This is a genomic window from Phyllobacterium phragmitis (assembly GCF_002980495.1).
In the GTDB taxonomy this organism is placed as follows: Bacteria; Pseudomonadota; Alphaproteobacteria; order Rhizobiales; family Rhizobiaceae; genus Paramesorhizobium; species Paramesorhizobium phragmitis.
The window spans coordinates 294625-314793 of the sequence record NZ_PVBR01000004.1 but is presented as its reverse complement, the minus strand read 5'-3'; the positions used below and the strand labels follow the sequence as shown (position 1 = coordinate 314793).

General features: G+C 60.8%; 20 protein-coding genes and 1 tRNA gene. 10 read left to right on the top strand and 11 right to left on the bottom strand.

What is annotated here, in order from left to right; all coding sequences use genetic code 11:
* Positions 1 to 62: 62 nt before the first annotated feature.
* Together yddG and C5748_RS07490 are read right to left on the bottom strand one after the other, a co-directional pair.
* On the bottom strand, positions 63 to 953 hold the full coding sequence (gene yddG / locus C5748_RS07495) for an aromatic amino acid exporter YddG (RefSeq protein WP_425350220.1): 891 nt from the start codon (positions 951 to 953) through the stop codon (positions 63 to 65).
* Between the two features lie 33 nt (positions 954 to 986).
* Positions 987 to 1778, bottom strand: a complete 792-nt coding sequence (locus C5748_RS07490; protein WP_245428856.1) for a DUF3108 domain-containing protein — start codon at positions 1776 to 1778, stop codon at positions 987 to 989.
* Positions 1779 to 2145: 367 nt separating this feature from the next.
* On the opposite strand from C5748_RS07490, the gene rpmB reads away from it, so the two are divergent.
* The gene (gene rpmB / locus C5748_RS07485; protein ID WP_105741296.1) at positions 2146 to 2442 is read left to right on the top strand and encodes a 50S ribosomal protein L28; all 297 of its coding nucleotides are present in this window, start codon (positions 2146 to 2148) and stop codon (positions 2440 to 2442) included.
* 79 nt (positions 2443 to 2521) lie between these two features.
* Complete coding sequence (locus C5748_RS07480) at positions 2522 to 3157, top strand: queuosine precursor transporter (protein ID WP_245428854.1); 636 nt, start codon at positions 2522 to 2524, stop codon at positions 3155 to 3157.
* On the opposite strand, the gene C5748_RS07475 is transcribed toward C5748_RS07480, so the two are convergent.
* The 4 genes from C5748_RS07475 to C5748_RS07460 all read right to left on the bottom strand — a co-directional run bounded on the left by C5748_RS07475 (position 3094) and on the right by C5748_RS07460 (position 7803).
* A complete protein-coding gene (locus C5748_RS07475) occupies positions 3094 to 4155 on the bottom strand; it encodes an esterase-like activity of phytase family protein (protein WP_105741295.1) in 1062 nt (353 codons plus the stop codon). The two genes, C5748_RS07480 and C5748_RS07475, sit on opposite strands and share 64 nt — an antisense overlap.
* Positions 4152 to 6077 (bottom strand): cobaltochelatase subunit CobT, encoded by a 1926-nt coding sequence (gene cobT / locus C5748_RS07470; protein WP_105741294.1) that lies wholly within the window; start codon positions 6075 to 6077, stop codon positions 4152 to 4154. Before cobT ends, C5748_RS07475 begins: the two co-directional genes overlap by 4 nt.
* Before the next feature lie 10 nt (positions 6078 to 6087).
* Positions 6088 to 7074 (bottom strand): cobaltochelatase subunit CobS, encoded by a 987-nt coding sequence (gene cobS / locus C5748_RS07465; protein ID WP_105741293.1) that lies wholly within the window; start codon positions 7072 to 7074, stop codon positions 6088 to 6090.
* A 105-nt stretch (positions 7075 to 7179) separates the two neighbouring features.
* Complete coding sequence (locus C5748_RS07460) at positions 7180 to 7803, bottom strand: J domain-containing protein (protein ID WP_105741292.1); 624 nt, start codon at positions 7801 to 7803, stop codon at positions 7180 to 7182.
* A 167-nt stretch (positions 7804 to 7970) separates the two neighbouring features.
* On the opposite strand from C5748_RS07460, the gene C5748_RS07455 reads away from it, so the two are divergent.
* Entirely contained in the window at positions 7971 to 8285 is a 315-nt protein-coding gene (locus C5748_RS07455) for a BolA family protein (protein ID WP_105741291.1), read from the top strand.
* Between the two features lie 39 nt (positions 8286 to 8324).
* Here C5748_RS07455 and C5748_RS07450 read toward each other — a convergent pair whose 3' ends face one another.
* The 3 genes from C5748_RS07450 to C5748_RS07440 are packed head-to-tail and all read right to left on the bottom strand — an operon-like array spanning position 8325 to position 11376.
* Entirely contained in the window at positions 8325 to 9623 is a 1299-nt protein-coding gene (locus C5748_RS07450; protein ID WP_105741290.1) for an HlyC/CorC family transporter, read from the bottom strand.
* Positions 9620 to 10753, bottom strand: coding sequence for a 3-dehydroquinate synthase (gene aroB, locus C5748_RS07445; protein ID WP_105741289.1), 1134 nt, complete (start codon positions 10751 to 10753; stop codon positions 9620 to 9622). The genes C5748_RS07450 and aroB overlap by 4 nt, the downstream gene beginning before the upstream one ends.
* The gene (locus tag C5748_RS07440) at positions 10750 to 11376 is read right to left on the bottom strand and encodes a shikimate kinase (protein WP_425350215.1); all 627 of its coding nucleotides are present in this window, start codon (positions 11374 to 11376) and stop codon (positions 10750 to 10752) included. The genes aroB and C5748_RS07440 overlap by 4 nt, the downstream gene beginning before the upstream one ends.
* A 140-nt stretch (positions 11377 to 11516) precedes the next feature.
* Here C5748_RS07440 and C5748_RS07435 point away from each other — a divergent pair, with 140 nt between their 5' ends.
* From C5748_RS07435 to C5748_RS07415, 5 genes are all read left to right on the top strand, one after another.
* Positions 11517 to 11729 carry a histidine kinase gene (locus C5748_RS07435; RefSeq protein ID WP_105741396.1) on the top strand — a complete coding sequence of 71 codons (213 nt, stop codon included), beginning with the start codon at positions 11517 to 11519 and terminating at the stop codon, positions 11727 to 11729.
* Between the two features lie 3 nt (positions 11730 to 11732).
* The gene (xerD, locus tag C5748_RS07430; RefSeq protein WP_105741288.1) at positions 11733 to 12653 is read left to right on the top strand and encodes a site-specific tyrosine recombinase XerD; all 921 of its coding nucleotides are present in this window, start codon (positions 11733 to 11735) and stop codon (positions 12651 to 12653) included.
* 157 nt (positions 12654 to 12810) lie between these two features.
* The gene (locus tag C5748_RS07425; protein WP_105741287.1) at positions 12811 to 13764 is read left to right on the top strand and encodes an acetyl-CoA carboxylase carboxyltransferase subunit alpha; all 954 of its coding nucleotides are present in this window, start codon (positions 12811 to 12813) and stop codon (positions 13762 to 13764) included.
* A gap of 339 nt (positions 13765 to 14103) precedes the next feature.
* Positions 14104 to 15354: a L,D-transpeptidase family protein gene (locus C5748_RS07420; protein ID WP_105741286.1), complete on the top strand. Its 1251-nt coding sequence runs from the start codon at positions 14104 to 14106 to the stop codon at positions 15352 to 15354.
* 25 nt (positions 15355 to 15379) lie between these two features.
* Positions 15380 to 15619 (top strand): sulfurtransferase TusA family protein, encoded by a 240-nt coding sequence (locus C5748_RS07415; protein ID WP_105741285.1) that lies wholly within the window; start codon positions 15380 to 15382, stop codon positions 15617 to 15619.
* A gap of 354 nt (positions 15620 to 15973) precedes the next feature.
* On the opposite strand, the gene C5748_RS07410 is transcribed toward C5748_RS07415, so the two are convergent.
* Positions 15974 to 17143 (bottom strand): CobW family GTP-binding protein, encoded by a 1170-nt coding sequence (locus C5748_RS07410; protein ID WP_105741284.1) that lies wholly within the window; start codon positions 17141 to 17143, stop codon positions 15974 to 15976.
* Complete coding sequence (locus tag C5748_RS07405) at positions 17143 to 18249, bottom strand: D-alanyl-D-alanine carboxypeptidase family protein (protein ID WP_105741283.1); 1107 nt, start codon at positions 18247 to 18249, stop codon at positions 17143 to 17145. Before C5748_RS07405 ends, C5748_RS07410 begins: the two co-directional genes overlap by 1 nt.
* A gap of 282 nt (positions 18250 to 18531) precedes the next feature.
* On the opposite strand from C5748_RS07405, the gene C5748_RS07400 reads away from it, so the two are divergent.
* Together C5748_RS07400 and C5748_RS07395 are read left to right on the top strand one after the other, a co-directional pair.
* Positions 18532 to 19695 carry a M20 aminoacylase family protein gene (locus C5748_RS07400; protein WP_105741282.1) on the top strand — a complete coding sequence of 388 codons (1164 nt, stop codon included), beginning with the start codon at positions 18532 to 18534 and terminating at the stop codon, positions 19693 to 19695.
* Between the two features lie 75 nt (positions 19696 to 19770).
* Positions 19771 to 19847 (top strand) — tRNA-Arg (locus C5748_RS07395).
* The last annotated feature ends 322 nt before the right edge of the window (positions 19848 to 20169 follow it).

Below are 20169 nucleotides of genomic sequence, written 5' to 3'. Positions count from 1 at the left end.
GCCTGAGGCAATCCGCAATGAGCTGGCCGAACCAGGTGCGCTTCCGAAATGAACGCTGCCTCCTATGCCGGCTCGACCGCCCGGCCGCGCCGTTTCGAAAAGATCATGTCCTTGGCCGCCAGCACCGCGCCTGATGTGATCAGGAGGCAGGCTGCGAAGATGCGGAGGCTCGGTTCCGCCGATCCCGCCAGGATCAGCACCAGCGTCGACAGGAGCGGAGCCGCATAGCTCGCCGCGCCCAGCACCTGGATATTGCCGCGCTTGACCCCGAAATCCCAAGCGTAGAAGGCAGCCCCCACCGGAAGAAGGCCCAACCCCAAAACGGCGAGCCATTGCGTCGCCGTCTCAGGCCAGACGGTTTCTTCAAGCACCAGATGGCAGAGGAGCGACAGAATGGCGGTAACCACGCAAAAGCCCGTCACCGCATCGGTCGGGACTGTGGCAAAGCGCCGCGACATCAGGGAATAGGTCGACCAGGTCAGCGCGCAAAGCCCGGCCATGGCATAGCCGAACAGATATTTCGCCTCGAAGCCGATACCGCCGCCCTTGGTGACGATCAGCGCCGTCCCGGCAAGGCCGAAGAGCGTTCCGACGACATGATACCATGCCAGCCGCTCGCCCGGCATCAGCGCCGAACCGACGACGATCAGAAGCGGCCAGAGATAGGCGATCAGGCTTGCTTCGACGGCGGGCGCATGGCGAAGCGCCGTGAAATACAGGAAATGATAGCCGAACAGGCCGAGCGTCCCCAGTAGCCAGACGGCAGGCGCCTGCTTCAGATGGCGCGCCGCACCCGGCCGCCACAGCCAGGAGACGAGGCCGAGACTTGCCCCGATGGTGAAGGTCATGGCGGTGAGCTGGAATGGCGGCACCTTGCCGGAAGCGGCAGTGAACAGCGCCAAAAGCGCCCACATGACGACGGCTGAAAACCCGGTCAGCGTCGCCAGTCTCACCATTTCCGCGCCTCCCGGCGGGAGGCCCGCCCTTTAATTGATTTTCTCGAACCGCGTTGCGAAAACCGACACGGTGCCGATCTGCGTGCCGATGCTGGCAGCGACCGGAGCATAGATACCGGAATTGCCCAGAGATGCAAACGAGATGCTGACCTTGCTCTTGTTCTTCAGATATTCGATCGCCTTCTTGCCTTTCTGATAGCCGGAGATCGGCAGGAATTTGACGGAACAGGTCACCGCATTACCCTTGAAGCCCTTGGTGGCGAAAGGCTTTATTCCGGCAAAGGACAACTGAAGATCGGCGCGGGTCTGGCCATCGAAGATATGCACCGTACGCCCGCAGACCGACTTGGGGTCGCCAGCCTGGATCATCAACCCGCTCAAGGGATCGGCCACCGATTTCAGATCGTTCGGCCCGGCCTCCACCCACGGTTTGCGTTTCTTGATCGGCGGCGTGTTCTGCACCGCCGATACCGACCCCCCGGAAAAATCGATAAGGGTGCGCTTGTTCTTCTTGCCGTTCTTGTATTTCACCTCATAGGAGGCCGGCCAAACGCCCGTGCTCGATGCGGAACCACTCACCCGTATCGTTCCGTCCGTCTGGTCGAAAATACGCGCCAGGCCGGAGCTGGACAGGGTCCCCGAAAGATCGTAGCTCCCGCCATTCACCTTGGTCTCGAACCCGGAGCGCGCAATATTGAGCCCGAATATCGAAACGCCATACTCGGTCTTGTAGGTTTCGAGCGCAAAGGCCGGCCCTCCGGCAAGAGCCAGAGCCAGACCGCAGAATATTGCTGTCGCGCCTGAACGACGAAGAAAATCCATCGACAACGCCATCGTTTTCCCTGCTGTGCAGCCAGGCCGCATACGGGCCATATCGCCACAATTATATGAGTTCTTGTCCAATAGAACAAACTGGGCGAAGTTATGGTGCCGAAAAGACAAGCCGGGCAAGCTTGCAAAGCCCCGGATCGGGTCAAAAATAGCCGCAAGCGCGAAAGCGGCCCGGAAGCGGCCCGAAAACAAGCTTGACGCGGACGGCTCATATCACTATAGAAACGCGACTTTCCCATAAGGCCGCCTGTCCGAAAAATGCGCGCCCGCAGCCCCGCATCGTTGTTATGCGTTTATGCGAGAGAATTTATCGGACGCCGGGCCGGGGCCTGATAAACAGAATTTGAAGGTGAGACCAATGTCCCGCGCTTGTGAATTGACCGGCAAATCGGTCCAGTACGGCAACAATGTCAGCCACGCGAACAACAAGTCGCGTCGCCGCTTCCTGCCGAATCTTTGCGATGTTACGCTGATGTCCGAAGCCCTCGGCCAGGGTTATCGCCTGCGCGTTTCCGCCAACGCCTTGCGTTCGGTCGAGCATCGCGGCGGCCTCGATGCCTTCCTCTCCAAGGCGGACGAAAAGGAATTGTCGCAGCGCGCCCGTCTGCTGAAGCGTCAGATCGCCAAGAAGATCGCTGAAGCCGTAGCCGCCTGATCGCTCAAGCCTGAACAGATCGAGCCGGGCCGGCTTCCGTCGGCCCTTTTTTGCTGGTTCCATTACCCAGGATAAAAAAATGTCGGCTTTGCGCCCTCTCCTCCCCGCTATCCTTGCCATGTGTGCGATTGTCGCCGCATCGAACGTTCTCGTGCAGTATCCCTTCGGCCATTTCGGCCTGAACGACATACTGACATGGGGTGCGTTCATCTATCCCGTTGCCTTCTTCGTCAACGATCTGACCAATCGCCGCTTCGGCCCCGCCGCCGCCCGGCGGGTCGTCTATGCCGGTTTCGTACTCGGCGTCATCATGTCGGTCTGGCTTGCGACGCCGCGTATCGCCATTGCCTCCGGCAGCGCCTTTCTCGTGGCGCAGCTCATGGACATCACGGTTTTCGACCGCCTGCGCCGGCAGGAATGGTGGAAGGCGCCCTTCGCCGGAACCATGTTCGGTTCGGTGCTCGATACGCTGCTGTTCTTCTCCATCGCCTTTGCCGCGAAATTCGCCTGGATCGACAGCCTGACCGGCATGCCGGATTCATCGCTCGCCTTTCCAGTTCCCTTTTTCGGCATGCAAATTCCGCTTTGGGCGTCGCTCGCTTTCGGCGATTTTCTGGTCAAGACGGGCATCGGCATCATCATGCTCGCCCCCTACGGAGTGGTCCTCGCGGTCTTCGCGCCGGCGATTTTTTCAGCCAGCCGGAATTCCAGGTAGAGATTGCGCTGCCAGAGCGAGTAATTGTCGTCCGAAATCAAGGAGAGGACCTGATGGCCTTCGCTGTCGGTCCATACATCGATCCCCTCCATATTGTCGATCTGATAGCTCATGTCGGCCTTGAGCATGACAACGCCATCGACCGTCGCGCCGGGACGGATGGTCTCGCTCTTAATCCGGCGGATGCGCAGCGCCACGCCGGATACCAGCGCATATTGCCGTTCCAGGATAAGCAGATCGCCATCGGGCAGGAACACGGCATCGCTGATATCGAAATTATCCGTCCGTTTGACATAGAAGATGCCACGGTGCGGGCCCGCCAGCACGGCGGCGAAAATATCGCCATTCTCGTTCAGGCTTTTTTCGGTCAGAACGACAGATGTGCTGCCAAGCGGCCCCGATCCAGGCGAGACGGCGACCGCCTCGAGACTGGCATTCCTGCGCAATTCCTCTCTCGGCAGCGGAAGCGGCAGGGTTTTGGGCACCGACGCGAAATCCTGCGTGTCGAGCCGATATTCCAGCAATCTGTGCTCACGTTCGAAGCCGACGGTGACGCTGTCGCCGGAAATCGCCAGGCTCTCGGCATCCGCATCCCGTTTGCGCTCGAAGGGCTTGCCTGCCTGATCGAGGAGCGGCGCCATCCGGAAATGGCTGAAGCCTGAGGGGTGGCCATCCGCATCACGGTCGATTTGCCCCGCATACCAGAAGCCGGTATCGGAAACGCCGAGGAAATTCCGCCCGGCATCCAGAAAACGGATCGCCGACAACCCGCCGAATTCACGGTTCGCCGCTGTCATCTCCAGCCCGCCCATGAATTCCAGCGCACCGAAATGCCGTTCGGACGAACCGATACGGAACTGCGTGATCGGCCGCGAGATCACATCGAAACGCTCGACGCGGTTTTCCGCCAGGCCGGTGGATGGCCAAAGGACGCCGGCAATGATAGCCGATGCCGCTGCAATCCGAAGGGACGGAGAAAAGCGGCGGAGGCCCGTCAACGACGCGCTGCGCTGTGCACGCCCCGAGCGCCCCGTACACCTTGCACGCCATTGGCTGCGGCCCGCCCATGCTCTTCGAACAGCGAGGCCAGCTGATCGGTCATGGCGCCGGCAAGCTCCTCGGCATCGACGATGGTGACCGCGCGGCGATAATAGCGCGTCACATCGTGGCCGATGCCGATGGCGATCAGCTCGACCGGCGAGCGCGTCTCGATTTCCTCGATCACCGCACGTAAGTGGCGCTCCAGATAATTGCCGGGATTGACCGAAAGCGTGGAATCATCGACTGGCGCGCCATCGGAAATCATCATCAGGATCTTGCGCTGTTCCGGTCGGCCCATGAGCCGCTGATGCGCCCAGATCAGCGCCTCGCCATCGATATTTTCCTTCAAAAGGCCTTCGCGCATCATCAGGCCGAGATTGCGCCGTGCCCGCCGCCAGGGCGCGTCGGCGCTCTTGTAGATGATGTGGCGCAGATCGTTGAGGCGGCCCGGATTGGCCGTCTTTCCGCGGTCGAGCCACGCTTCGCGCGCCTGCCCGCCCTTCCACGCACGCGTCGTGAAGCCGAGGATCTCGACCTTGACGCCGCAGCGTTCCAGCGTGCGGGCAAGAATATCGGCGCATGTCGCGGCCACCGTGATCGGCCGGCCGCGCATCGAGCCGGAATTGTCGAGGAGAAGCGTCACCACCGTATCGCGGAAATCCGTGTCGCGCTCCTGCTTGTAGGAAAGCGGCTGCGTCGGATCGATGACGATGCGCACCAGACGCGCCGGATCGAGATAGCCCTCCTCGAGATCGAAATCCCAGGAGCGGTTCTGCTGCGCCATCAGCCGGCGCTGCAGCCGGTTGGCGAGCCTGCCGACGACGCCCTGCAGATTGACAAGCTGCTTGTCGAGGAAGGAGCGCAGGCGCTCCAGTTCCGCTTCGTCGCAAAGCTCGGCGGCATCGACGGTCTCGTCGAATTCCTGCGTGAAGACCTTGTAGTCGATCTCATTGGCGAAATTGGCGAAAGGCTGGCTTTGACGGCGCGCTTCGCCCGGCGTCTCGGCATCGACATCGCCGCCATCGTCCATATCGTCGGCGGAAGCATCCGCCGCCTCCATGTCGCCCTGCTCGCCATCTTCGCTCGAACTGTCGGAATCCTCGCTGTCAGCCGCGTCGGAGCCTTCCTGCTCCTCGGAACCGCCATCCTCATTGTCCTCGGGCTTGGGCGTTTCCTCGCTGTTCTCGTCCTGATCGGCCGATTCCTCCTGCTGCGCCAGCTCCTCCGCCATCTCCATCGAAGCAAGCATCTCGCGCACGACCCGGGCAAAGGCCTGCTGGTCTTCCAGCGTATCGCCGAGATGCGCGATGTCAGCGGCGGCCTTGTTCTCGATCCAGTCGCGCCACAGCTCGACGACATTGCCGGCTTCGACAGGCGCCGCGCGGCCGGTGAGCTTTTCACGCACCATCAAAGCCACCGCCTCTTCGAGCGGAGCATCGGCCTTGTCGGTGATCGCGGGAAAATTGGCACGGCTGTATTTGTCGGAAAGCATCGAAGCGAGATTGTCGCCGACGCCATCCATCGCGCGCGCGCCTATGGCCTCGACGCGGGCCTGCTCGACCGCATCGAAGATCGCACGCGCCTGCTTTCCCTCAGGCGCAAGCGTCGCATGGATGCGGGCATTATGGCAGGCGCGGCGCAGCGCCATGGAATCGCCGATGCCCCGTGTCACCGCCACATCATGAACCGACGGGCGCTTCGGCAGGTCGGGCACGCGGGCGCGGTTGCCGGTCAGCGCCGGCCGGTCATTGCCGAAGCCGACCTCGAGCTCGTGCGAGCCGGCGATCGCCCTCATGCACGCCGTCACGGCCCGCTTGAACGGCTCCGCATCCACCGGCCCCTTGGGCCGTTCGCGCGTATTGTCGCCGGGACCTGCCATCCAAAATCGCCTATGCGAGAACCGTGTTGATCGCGGATTCGGGCAATTCCTTGCCGAATGCGCGCTGATAGAACTCCGCCACCGTCGCACGCTCCAGCTCATCGCATTTGTTGAGGAACGTCAGGCGGAAGGCGAAGCCGACATCCTTGAAGATATCGGCATTTTCCGCCCAGGTGATGACCGTGCGCGGGCTCATGACGGTGGAAAGATCGCCATTGATGAAGGCGGAGCGCGTCATATCGGCGATCCGGACCATTTTCGAGACGATCTCGCGGCCTTCAGCATTCTGGTAGTGCTTGGCCTTGGCCAGAACGATGGCGACCTCATTGTCATGCGGCAGGTAATTCAACGTTGTGACGATGGACCAGCGGTCCATCTGCGCCTGGTTGATCTGCTGCGTGCCGTGATAAAGCCCGGTCGTATCGCCGAGGCCGACCGTATTGGCCGTGGCGAAGAGACGGAAGGCCGGATGCGGGCGGATGACACGGCTCTGGTCGAGCAGCGTCAGGCGCCCGGCGGATTCCAGCACACGCTGGATGACGAACATCACGTCCGGACGGCCGGCATCATATTCGTCGAAGACCAGTGCGACATTGTGCTGATAGGCCCATGGCAGGATACCGTCCTTGAATTCGGTGACCTGCATGCCGTCCTTGACGACGATGGCATCCTTGCCGACGAGATCGATACGGCTGACATGGCTGTCGAGATTGACACGCACGCAGGGCCAGTTGAGCCGGGCGGCGATCTGCTCGATATGGGTGGATTTACCGGTGCCGTGGTAGCCCGAAACCATCACCCGCCGATTGAAGGCGAAGCCCGCGAGAATGGCCAGCGTCGTCTGCCGGTCGAAAAGATAATCCGGATCGATCTCCGGTACATAGGCATCGCCCGCCGCATAGGCCGGTGCGGTCATGTCGGAATCGATTCCGAAGACCTCCCGCACCGAGACCGTCTTGTCCGGCAGATTGGCGATATCCCGTTCAACCTTGTTCATCATGCCTCCAGAGCGGCGGGAGGGAAACCCGCCGCAGATTCCAACGCGATCGAAATACAATCCGGGACGCCCATGAAACGGGCTCCCAATCCTTCACGGTTGGCTTTAGCAAAAACCAGCCTGCTTGAGCAATTGATAAGCCTGGATCACATCGCGGAACCGATCCTCGGAACCCCGGTCTCCACCATTCGCATCCGGATGATGGAGCTTGACCAGTTCCTTATAGCGCGACTTGATCTGATCGCCAGTCGAATTTGCACTAAGGCCGAGCGTTTCGAGCGCCTTGGCTTCGAGCGCCTTCGGCTTGCGCACCCTTGGCGCAGCCCGGGCGCGCGCCTTCGCCTCGCCAAACAGATCGAACGGATCGCGCACCTTGTTTTGATAGGCGGCGCGGCCGGAACGCATCTGGGCGAATTCGGGCGTCGTCTTTGCCGATGCATTGATCCCGGCGGACCAGGTCGGACGATGTCCTGTCAAAGCTTCCTTCTGGAAACGCGCGATTTCGCCGTCCGAAAGGCCGGAGAAATAGTTGAAGCCCTTGTTGTAGAGACGCACGTGATCGATGCAGAAGTGAAAATATTCGCCTTCCTTCATGCGGCCGACAGGCGCACGGTGCGTGCCCGGCGCATCGCATCCGTCCCACTGGCACTGCGGCGCGCGCGGCGGCGCCTCCGCCTCTTTTTCTGGGCGGATACGAATGCGGTTGAAATATTTTGAGTTCAGTTTCATCGAATCAAGATTATGGGAAGATCGGCCAGCTAAACAAGAATTGACATTTCATCCGTAATGACCGTAACGCCTGAATCGCCAAAATAATCGCAATCATGCGCGAATTTGACCCAGGTCACGGCCTCACAGATGGGGTGGAATACGCTATATGGCAACAGGAGAAGCGAATGTCCATCGACGCGACAAAACAGACGATCATTGAGGCAAAACTGAGAAGCGCTTTTGCGCCGCAGTCGCTCGAAGTCATCAATGAAAGTCATCTGCACGCCGGCCACCACCATCACGGCAGCGATCATCACGGCGCATTCGACGGCGCGGGTGAAACGCATTTCCGCGTGCGCATCGTTTCGGATGCCTTCGCCGGCATGGATCGTGTCGCGCGCCATCGTGCCATCAATGCAATTTTGAAGGATGAACTCGAAAGCGGCGTGCATGCGCTCGCGCTCGAACCCTCCGCCCCCGGCGAAACCACGCGGAGATAGCGCCGGCAGCAGCCGGTTTCAATAGAAGCCGGCCCAAAACTAAGTCGTGGACTGGTTCACCGGCTTGCCGCCGGCGTCGAGCGGCACGATACGCAGCCGCAGGATACGGTTTTTCTGGCGCTTGAGAACCGTGAACCGTTTGCCGTAGAAGGTGAAAGCCTGCTTCTCCTCGGGGATCAGCTGCGTTTCGTGAATGACGAGCCCGGCGATCGTCGTCGCCTCCTCGTCGGGGAGGTTCCAGTCGAGCGCGCGGTTGAGATCGCGGATCGGCAGCGAACCATCGACGATCAGCGATCCGTCCGGCTGCTGGCGCAGTCCCTGCATCTCGATATCGTGCTCGTCGGAGATGTCGCCGACGATCTCCTCGAGGATATCTTCGAGCGTCACCAGCCCCTGGACATCGCCATATTCGTCGACGACGATGGCGATGTGCGCCTTGCGCCGCAGGAATGCGTTGAGCTGGTCCTGAAGCGTCGTCGTATCGGGCACGAACCACGGCTTGGTGGCGAGTTTCAGGATATCGATACGCGAGAAATCATTGTTGACGTCGTAAAGCGCCCGCAACAGATCCTTTGCATGGACGACACCGACGATATTGTCGGTATCGTCGCGCCACACCGGCAGGCGCGTATGCGGGCTCGACAGGATTTCGCGCACGACGGAATCCGCCGGATCGTCCGCATTGATCGAGCTCATCCCGGTGCGATGGATCATGACGTCGGAGACTTCCAGTTCGCGCAGATCGAGCAGCCCGCCCAGCTGATCGCGGTCGGCCTTGACCACCGAACCTTCGCGGTGCAGCACCTCCACCGCGCCGCGCAATTCCTCATGCGCGGTCAGCATGGACTGGCCGGAGGCCAGATTGATCCCGAAAAGGCTCAATATGCCGCGAACGATCCTGTTGACGCCGCTCGACAGCGGCCCGATCACCGCGACGATCGGGGCGACGAAAGGCGATACGGCGATGGCGAAGCGGTCGGGATTGGAAATCGCCCATGATTTGGGCAGGACCTCGGCGAAGATGACGAGAATGACCGTCATCGCCAGCGTGGCATAAGCGACGCCGGCATCGCCGAACAGGGCCAGAAACATACTCGTGGCGATGGAGGATGCCAGGATGTTGACGAGATTATTGCCGATCAGCAGCGCCCCGATCAACCTGTCGCGGCGCAGGATCATCCTCTGCACCAGCCCCGCACGCCTTTCACCATTGCTTTCCAGCGTCAGCATTCGCCCGCGCGACGCCGCGGTCAGAGCCGTCTCCGAGCCTGAGAAGAAGGCGGAGAGAATGACGCATAGCGCAATGATGCCGCACATGATCCAGAGTTCGAATGTCATCCCGGTCGCTTTCCCTGGAGAAAACCCAATACGGCGGAGTATGGCACATCCCTGGCAATGAAGGACTGGCCGATGCCGCGCGTCAGGATGAAGGTCAGCGCACCGCGCGAAACCTTCTTGTCCTGCACGATATATTCCATCAGTTTTTCGGCGGGCGGAAGCGCACCGGGGATCTCGGACATCGAAACCGGCAGGCCGACGGCTTTCAGATGCGCCTCGACGCGGCGCGCATCATCCGGGCTGGCGAGGTTCATATGCGCCGAGAACTGGTGCGCCAGCACCATGCCGATGGAAACACCCTCGCCATGCACCAGACGGCTGGAATCATAGCCCGTCGCGGTTTCCAGAGCATGGCCGAATGTGTGGCCGAGATTGAGAAGCGCCCGGTCACCGGTCTCGCGCTCGTCGCGCGCCACCACGGCCGCCTTGGAACGGCAGGAGCGGGCGATCGCCTCCGTGCGCTCCGGTCCGCCGGCAAAGACTTGTTTCCAGTTTTTCTCCAGCCAGGCGAAGAAATCCGGGCTGTCGATCAATCCGTATTTCGCCACTTCCGCATAGCCGGCGCGAAACTCTCTGGGGCTGAGCGTGTCGAGCGTATCCGTGTCGGCCAGCACGAGCAGCGGCTGATGGAAGACGCCGACGAGGTTTTTCCCGTGAGCGGTATTGATGCCGGTCTTGCCGCCGACGGAGGAATCGACCTGCGCCAGGAGCGATGTCGGCATCTGGATGAAGCCCATACCGCGCCGCACGATCCCGGCCACGAAACCGGCGAGATCACCGATGACGCCGCCGCCAAGCGCAATGACCGCGTCACCGCGTTCGAGCTTGGCCGCAAGCACGGCATTGGTGACCGTTTCGAGCGTGGCGAAGCCCTTCGACTTTTCGCCCGACGCAACGATGATCGGTGTTGCCGCAATGGAGGCGGCTTCCAGGCTCCGCATCAGCGCATCGAGATGAAAGCCCGCGACATTCTCGTCGGTGACGATGGCGACCCGCACACCCCCAAGCCGTTTGGCCGTCTCCTCGCCTGCCCGCGCGATCAGCCCGGAGCCGATCAATATGTCATAGGAACGGTCGCCCAGCGGCACCGGAACGGTGGTGAATTCGGGCAGTTGAGCGGCGATGGTCATGAAAGGACGTTTCCTGTTGCGGTCTGCTCTAAGATGCCCAGATGGCTCGAAAGCACCTCGATCACCTCCTGCGCGATGATTTCCTTTTTATCATCGCGTGACGTGACGGCCAGATCAGCCAGCGCATAGACGGGATAACGCTCGCTCATCAGCCTTTTCATGACACCGCGCGGATCGTCATTCTTCAGAAGCGGCCGATTCTGGCGTCGCGATACGCGCTCCATCAGGAGATCGATGTCGGCCTTGAGCCAGATCGAGACGGCGGCAGCGGCGATCGCCTCGCGCGTTTGCGCATTCATATAGGCGCCGCCACCCGTCGCCAGCACCATCGGTCCATCTTCGAGCATGCGCTGGATCACCCGCCGCTCCAGATCGCGGAACTCCGCCTCGCCATAGGTCTCGAACAGCTCCGGGACCGTCATGCGCGATACGGATTCGATCTCGTTGTCCGCATCGAAGAAGGGCAGGCCGAGAAGGCTCGCGACTTTCTTGCCGATGGTCGATTTACCCGCTCCCATCAGCCCGACGATCACAAGCGGACGCGAACCGAGCCGCTCGCGGATTGCGGCGGCCCTGTTTGCGGCTTGGGCGTGATGCTGCGCTTGATCGTCCATTGTGCTCATGGCCAGCGTTTCCACATGAAAACGGTCGGTTTGTAAAGAATGTCTATCACATATGGCGAGAATATCTTGCAGCATCGCGTCCGCGACGTTCGCCGCCCATGATCCTTGCATTCGCCATATTGGAGCATCATAAAGGCGCGATGCCAACGCTGACACGCCTTATCCTGTCTCTCGCCGCCATAGCCCTCCTTGTCTATGGCGGGATGGTGGCGCTCGTCACCTTCGTGCACCCCGTGCCGGGTGAAACGACCATTCGCATCCCGCCGGAAAAGCTTAATCCCAAGCCCCGCCAGGCCTCCTTATCGCAAGCTGCCCTGCCCATAGCGGGCGCATCGCCAACGGTTGCCGAGTAAATCATGCGGGCAGCCACGACAATCGAGAATTTCCTTGAGATGATGAGTGCGGAGCGCGGAGCAGCTGAAAACACGCTTGCCTCCTATCGCCGCGATCTGGAAGCGGCCGCCGAGTTTACGGTCGCGCGGGGAGCCAGCCTGCCCGATGCCGCATCGGACGACATCCGCGCCTATCTCGACGAAATGACCCGGCTCGGCTTTGCCGCGACATCCCAGGCACGGCGGCTTTCCGCGCTGCGCCAGTTCTTCCGCTTCCTCTATTCGGAAGGTTTGCGCCAGGATGACCCGACCGGCATCCTGGATGCGCCGAAGAAGGAGCGTTCCTTGCCCAAGATCATGAGCGAGGAGGCCGTCGGCCGCCTGCTCGACCGGGCGAAGCTGGAGACGGAGGATCCGGCTGTCATCGATAAGCTGCGGGCCCTGCGTCTCCATACCCTGCTCGAAACGCTCTATGCCACGGGCATGCGCGTCTCCGAGCTGGTCGGCCTTCCCGCCGGCGTCGCCCGCTCCGACCATCGTTTTCTCCTGGTGCGCGGCAAGGGTTCCAAGGAGCGCATGGTGCCGTTGTCGGCCAAGGCGCGCGAGGCGATGAGCCGCTATCTCACCTTGCGTGACGCCGAGCCGGGCAGTGACGGCAATCCATGGCTGTTCCCGGCATTTTCGGAAAGCGGCCATCTGGCGCGACAGGTTTTCGCCCGCGAACTGAAGGCGCTTGCCGCCCGTGCCGGCGTTTCCACGGCAACGATCTCGCCGCATGTGCTGCGCCACGCCTTTGCCAGCCACCTCCTGCAGAATGGAGCGGATCTGCGCGCCGTGCAGCAATTGCTCGGTCATTCGGATATTTCCACCACGCAAATCTATACGCATGTGCTGGAGGAAAGACTGCATCAGCTGGTCAGTGAACATCACCCGCTTGCCGATTGAGCCTCTGGCCGTTATGAGGAACGCGGCTTGCAAGGCACTAAGCGTTTCTTGACGTCCTTGGTGTATGGCAAGCCGGCATGTAAGGGATAGCTGTCGAGGAAAGATCCTCATAAGACCAGCACGTTTGGACTCCACAGCGCACAAACAGTCAGGCCATATGTATAATTACCTCGATTTCGAAAAACCCGTCGCCGACCTCGAAGGTCAGATCCTCGAACTGAAGAAGCTTTCGCAGGAAAGCGGCAGTGTCGAGATGAGTGACGAGATCAGCCGCCTGGAAAAACGCTCCGCCGACGCGTTGAAGGATCTCTATCGCAAGCTGACGCCATGGCAGAAGGCGCAGATCGCCCGCCATCCCGACCGTCCGCACTGCCTTGATTATGTCAACAGGCTCTTCACCGAATTCACGCCTCTCGCAGGCGACCGCAAATTTTCCGAGGATGAGGCGATCCAGGCGGGCTTCGCCCGGTTCAACGGTGAAGCAATTGCCATTATCGGCCAGGAAAAGGGCGCGGACACCAAATCCCGCCTCAAGCACAATTTCGGCTCGGCGCGGCCGGAAGGCTACCGCAAGGCCGTCCGCGTCATGGAACTGGCCGACCGCTTCGGCCTGCCTCTGATCACCTTGGTCGATACGGCAGGCGCCTATCCCGGCGTCAGCGCCGAGGAGCGCGGCCAGGCGGAGGCCATCGCCCGCTCGACGGCTGCCTCTCTCAACCTGCGCGTTCCCATGGTTTCCGTGATCATCGGCGAAGGCGGTTCCGGCGGAGCCATTGCGATCGCCACCGCCAACCGGGTCTACATGCTCGAACATTCGATCTATTCGGTGATCTCGCCGGAGGGAGCCGCTTCGATCCTGTGGCACGATTCCACCCGCGCCAAGGACGCCGCCACCTCGATGCGGATCACGGCGCAGGATCTTTTCGAACTGAAAATCATCGACGGGATCATTCCCGAACCAATGGGCGGCGCACATCGCGGTAAGGATGCTGCGATAGACGCGACCGGCAGCATCATCGCAGCCGCACTGAAATCGATGGATGGCGTGGACGGCGAAACGCTGAAAAACGAGCGGCGCGCCAAATACCTTGCCATCGGCCGCAATCTTTAGAGAAAAATCCAGAGGAAGTGGAAAGCGACGGCTCTCCGGCTTGACCACAATCGGGCCGGCCCGAGATTTACCCCGAGATTTACAGAGCCTTAACCCTGTTTCGCATAGGCCCTTCATGCGCTACATATATTGCGCGTCTGCCATAAAAGAGCCGCTTCAGCAGCACAGTTGACAAAAATCGGTACGGCTGGTGACATCACTGTGATCGAAGAAATGTCACTATTGCGGTAGTGATTTGTCAACGATACCGAAAGATTTTGCTGTTAGGCATGGATTCCGGCCATGCGTGTTTCCTTGGCTCCAAGACTGGCAGAAGACCGCTTACAGGTTCGATAACGAATGAAGCTCAAGAACGCACTCCTTGCTTCTCTCATGGCATCGGCCCTCCTGGCCGGATGCCAGGGTTCGTCCCTCGACGATCTGTCGCCCAAGGCGGAAAAGCCGCTGCCGCAGAAGATCGTCGCCAAGATGAAGGCAAAGGGGATGACCACCACTTCGCCGGTCATGGTGCGCATCTTCAAGGAGGAAGGCGCCCTGGAAGTGTGGAAGCGCAAGGATAATGGCCGCTACGACATCATCGCTTCCTATGATATCTGCAAATGGTCGGGCAAGCTCGGGCCTAAATTCATCGAGGGCGACCGTCAGGCGCCCGAAGGGTTCTATACCGTACGCCCGGGGCAGATGAACCCGAAATCGAGCTATTATCTCGCATTCAACATCGGCTTCCCCAACGCATATGACCGCGTCAATGGCCGCTCGGGTCAACATCTGATGGTGCATGGCGCCTGTTCCTCATCGGGCTGCTATTCCATGACGGACGATCAGGTGGCGCAGATCTATGCCTTCGCGCGCGATGCGTTCCGGGGCGGCCAGAGGGCGTTTCAGATCCAGGCTTTCCCCTTCCGCATGACGGCGGCCAATATGGCGCGCTATCGCAACGACCCGAATTATCCCTTCTGGACGATGCTGAAGGAAGGCTACGATTTGTTCGAGATCACCAAGGTTCCGCCCAAGGTGGATGTCTGCGAAAAGCGCTATGTCTTCAACAATACAGCCATCGGCGAAGAGGGCATCGCCCCCGATGCCGCCTGCCCGCCCATTGGACAGCCAGACGCGCTGCGCATGTCCTATATGAGCTATCAGAAGACCTTCGAGACCGCCTTTTCCGCCGCTCGGAAAAAATCGAGCAAGCCGACGCCGGCGCCATCCATCGCCGGCCTGGCGGAGGCCAAGCTGGTTTCCGCATGGAGCGCTGCCCGCGCCCGGGGCGAGAAGGTTTCGCGCGAGCCTCCGTCCCTGACGCCTGCTTCCACCGAAAAGCCGAATGCGCCGGATATCGACCCGATCATGACGGCCAAGACAAGGGCGCCTGCAGCCGGACAACCAGCCATGCCCGCGCAGGCGGCGCCGCAACCGATCGCTGCTCCCGTTCCGCAAGAAACACCGGTGGGACTGTCTGTTGCGCCTGCGGCCGTCCCTGTGCCACAGCCCAATCCTGAATTGCGGGCTGCAAACGGCGTTGCACCCGAAACGGTGCAGCCTGAAGCAGCATCTGCCAAGAAGCCATGGTGGAAGGCGTTCGGCCGCTGATGAACCATCAAAGCCGCTACAATCCATGCACGAAACAGACGAAACCATCGAGATCTATGATCTCAAGGGGCTGAACTGCCCCCTGCCGGTCCTGAAAACCAGGCGCAAGCTGCAGGATATGCCCGCCGGCACCTGCCTGTGGGTCGAAACCAGCGATCCCCTGGCTGCAATCGACATGCCGCATTTCTGTGCCGAGAATGGCCATCGGCTGATCGAAACCGTCACCGTTGAAAACGGCCACCGTTTCCTGATCCGCAAGGGTTGATGGCGAACTTCACCCGAAAAACGACGATCTCAGAGCAGTTCACTTCCAGGTGGAAACGATGCGTTCAGGCGATCCTCAATCTTGACGGTGGGGGTTGCCACCATATTCCAACCGTAGCAACAGCGGCCTCGCTGAGGCATGGATTCCTGTGACGAGCACAGGAATGACGGAAATGGAGATGGTTTCGCCCCCTATAGCAACCGTTCTGCGGCGGAAACGCCTGCGATTGACTGCCCGCACCTAAACTGCCGTCATTCCTGTGCCTGTCACAGGTTGCCATGCCTCGCCATCTCCGCATTTCCGGCGGTGCAGGATGGTGCAAGCCTAGACGATTCCATCAAAACGGGAACCGTTCTAAGCTCCGATGGGATGGCCGGGGATCGCCAGCGGATTGTCGGTCAGTGCCGCACGATCCGGCGTATCGATCTGGACATGACCCAGAAATGCATCGAACAATTGCCTGACATAGCTTTCCGGCAGATCCTTGGTGATCATCACCAGGCGCGTCTCGTGTTTTCCATCCGGCCAGGCGGACAGACGTGCCGGCGGATGGAATATCTGCTGGACACCATGAATGACCAGAGGCCGGTCCGGGTCTTCGGCGATCTCGATAATGCCCTTGACCCGCAATAGCTTTTCGCCATGCGTCGAGCGCAGAAGATCGATGAACATCTCGAAGGTCGAAAACGGCACCGGCTGGTCGTGTTTCAGCGAAAAGGACCGGATCGACGCATCGTGGCGATTGACGTCGTGATGATGGTCCCCATGATCGTGCTCATCGTGATCGTGTCCATGATGATCATGGTCAAAATGATGATGGTGACCTTCGGCTTCCCGGCTCTCATAGGCTTCCGCCTTGAGCCAGCGCTGGACATCCGCCGTCTTCGTTTCCGGATTATAAAGCCCGCACTCGAACAACGCCGCATAATTGCTGCGCGGATCGCTGGCTTCGATCACATCCGCCGCCGGATTGAGGCTTGAAAGCCGGAGTCGGAGGTCGCCGAGGCTTGCACGCACGTTCGGCAGATCGGTCTTCGTGATGATGATCCGGTCGGCGACAGCGGCTTGCTTCACCGCTTCCTCATGCGCATCGAGCGTCGCCGTGCCGTTGACGGCATCTATGGTGGTGATGACGCCGTCGACACGGAAGGCCTGCAGCAATGCCGGATGCCCCATGATCGCCTGCAGCACGGGAGCCGGATCGGCCAGCCCCGTCGTTTCGATAACGATGCGCTTCAGCCGTTTGATCTGCCCGGTCTGCAGCCTGTCGATCAGTCCGGCCAGCGTATCGACCAGTTCGCCGCGCACCGTGCAACACAGGCAGCCGTCCGAAAGCTCGATGATGCCTTCACTCGATTGCTCGACCAGAAGATGATCGATGCCGACATCGCCGAACTCGTTGATGATCACCGCCGTATCGCTCAACGCCGGATCTTTCAGGAGCCGGTTCAAAAGCGTGGTCTTGCCGGAACCGAGGAAGCCGGTCAGCACCGAGACGGGTATGGGGTGGGCGGAAAGGCTCATCAGTTCACGGCAGTCTGCGTCGACGCAGGAACGCGGTTTGGCCGCGGCAGCGGAACGGGAACCTGGGAAATATCGATCGAACCCGGCTTTGCGGCGGTAGCGGTGGCGATGAGGCCGACCGGAACGGCTCTGGGTTCATGTCGCATCGGATGGATATAGGGAGAATCGATCTTCAGCTTTCCTTCGACGTCCCGGCCGTCCCAGCGGTCAGCCATGGCCTGTTTGTTGCACAGCGCCGCGCGCATATCAGTCGCCTTCGCCAGATTGGTACCGTAGGGGCGCAGCGTCGCCAATGTCGGCGCGCCGGCGCCGTTCGTCCGGAAACCGTCGGTGATGAGTTGCGCCGCCTTTGCCGCCCGCGTTTCCTGCCGGGATTCGCCCAGCACGACCGCCAGGATCGTTCGGCCATTACGGGTGGCGGAGCCGGCCAGATTGAAGCCGGATGCGCAGACGAAGCCGGTCTTCATGCCGTCCGCGCCATCGAAACGGCCAAGCAGGATGTTGTAATTCGCCTGCACCTTCTTGCCTTTGCCGGGATCGATCGCCTCGGTCGCGAAATAATGCGCATATTGCGGGAACTCGCGGCGGATCTGCGTTGCCAGCACGGCCAGGTCGCGCGCCGTCGAATAATTGTCGGGATCGTGCAGCCCATTCGGATTGGCGAAATGCGAGCCGAACATGCCGAGGCGCTGCGCCTCGGCATTCATCCGCTGAACGAAACCGGCTTCCGTGCCGCCGATGGCTTCACCGACCGCGACGGCTACATCATTGGCCGACTTGACCAGCATGATGTTGAGCGCCGTATCAAGCGTCATCACCGAGCCGGGCTTGTAGCCCATCTTGCTCGGTGGCTCCTTGGAAGCGTTGAGCGTCATGCGCACCGGCGAATCGAGCGTCACCTGGCCGCTGGCAAGCGCCCGGAAGGTCACATAGGCCGTCATCAGCTTGGTCAGCGACGCCGGATACCAGCGCATGAAGGCATCTTCATGCGACAGGACCTTACCGGTTCCGACATCGACCGTAATGGAGGGGGTGGCTGTCGCGGAGGCAAGCCCCGCCCCTGCAAACATCACAGCCATCATCCAGATCGTCAGAAGTCTCGACATTTCTCTCGCACTTTCGAAATTTAGGCCCCTTTGGCCTGCCCCGCTTCACACCTGCAATGGAGGGAAAAGCCATATGGGTTCGCCTCAAACATGGCGGCACACGCCATACCCGGCGCGCACGCCGTCTTGCTTTATGGATGCGACATTGCCGAACAGGGCTTCACGCCGAACAGCAATGGCCTTATCTATCTCATGTGGCGGAGAAAAGGCAAAGAGCCATTGCCGCATTTCACCGAAACGTCATAACGTCATCTTTCATAACCATGCTGGAGCCGATAGCAAATGCCCTTGTTGAACCGCGCCGTCGAAATGCAGGAGGAAGTATCGGAGTGGCGCCGTCATCTCCACCAGAACCCCGAACTGCTTTACGATGTCGATGAAACCGCGCGTTTCGTCGCGGAGAAGCTGCGGGCATTCGGTTGCGACACGATCGAGACCGGTATCGGCCGCACCGGCGTCGTCGGCATCGTCCGCGGCAGACATGGTGATGGCACCACCGTCGGTCTGAGGGCGGACATGGATGCCCTGCCGATCACCGAGACCTCGGACAAGCCATGGATGTCCCGCACCAGGGGCCGCGCCCATGCATGCGGCCATGACGGCCATACCGCCATGCTGCTCGGTGCCGCGCAATATCTATGCGAGACGCGCAATTTCAGCGGCTCGGTCGCGGTGATCTTCCAGCCGGCCGAGGAAGGCGGCGCCGGCGGCCTCGCCATGGTGAAGGACGGGCTGATGGAACGCTTCGGCATTTCCGAGGTCTACGGCATGCACAATATGCCCGGTATTTCGGTGGGTGCATTCGCCATCCGCAAAGGCCCGATCATGGCCGCGACCGATGAATTCACCATCCATATCAAAGGCAAGGGCGGCCACGCCGCGCAGCCGCACCGCACGATCGATCCGATCGTCGCGGGTTCGCAACTGGTCACCTTCCTGCAGAGCATCGTTTCGCGCGGCGCCGATCCGCTCGACGCGCTGGTCGTCTCCGTTACCAAGTTCCATGCCGGCGAAGCCTATAATGTCATCCCCGAAACGGCGGAGCTGGCAGGCACGGTACGCACGCTCGATATCAAAATGCGCGATTTTGCCGAGAGCCGGCTCCGCAGCCAGGCAGCGGCGATCGCCGCCGGTACTGGTACCGAGATTGACGTTCACTACCACCGCAATTATCCCGTAACCTTCAACCATGACGGCGAGACCGATTTCGCCGCCGGCGTCGCGCGCAAGGTGGCGGGTGACGCCCAGGTGGATACCTCGATCGCGCCGATGATGGGCGGCGAGGATTTCTCCTATATGCTCGAAGCCCGCCCCGGCGCCTTCATCTTCATCGGCAATGGCGACACCGCCGGGCTTCATCACTCCGCCTATGATTTCAACGATGATGTCATCCCGCACGGCATCAGCTACTGGGTATCATTGGCCGAAACCGCGCTTGCGGCCTAAGCCATCCCGCCGGGAAAATCTCGTCCGCTTACAGGCTTGGCTAACGCAGCGAAAAACAGTATGTGTCGCTCGTGTGGTCCCGTAGCTCAGTAGGATAGAGCATCAGATTCCTAATCTGAGGGTCACAGGTTCGAATCCTGTCGGGATCGCCATCTAACCCCTTGAAAACACAGAAAAAACCACCCGGACCTGAATGCCGGGATTTTCGCCTAAATCCCGTTTCTACCGACTTCCTACCGACTTCCCGCCGCAGTCTCGCCCCGCCATCGATTCGTAATTCTCGCAGCGTGAGGCATTCTCCGTGCTGCCTTCCCTGCCATAGGCCTCCTTCCTGGCCGCTCCCGCGCCGTTCTGTTGCCTTTTTACGTCGGTCGGAGTGTCCGCTTATGGACAAGCGCAAGCGTGCCTCCGGCATCCAGCTAGCTCCTCCTGAATCCTTCCGTTCCCGGCTTCCAGAACGGCCGCATAGGGCGG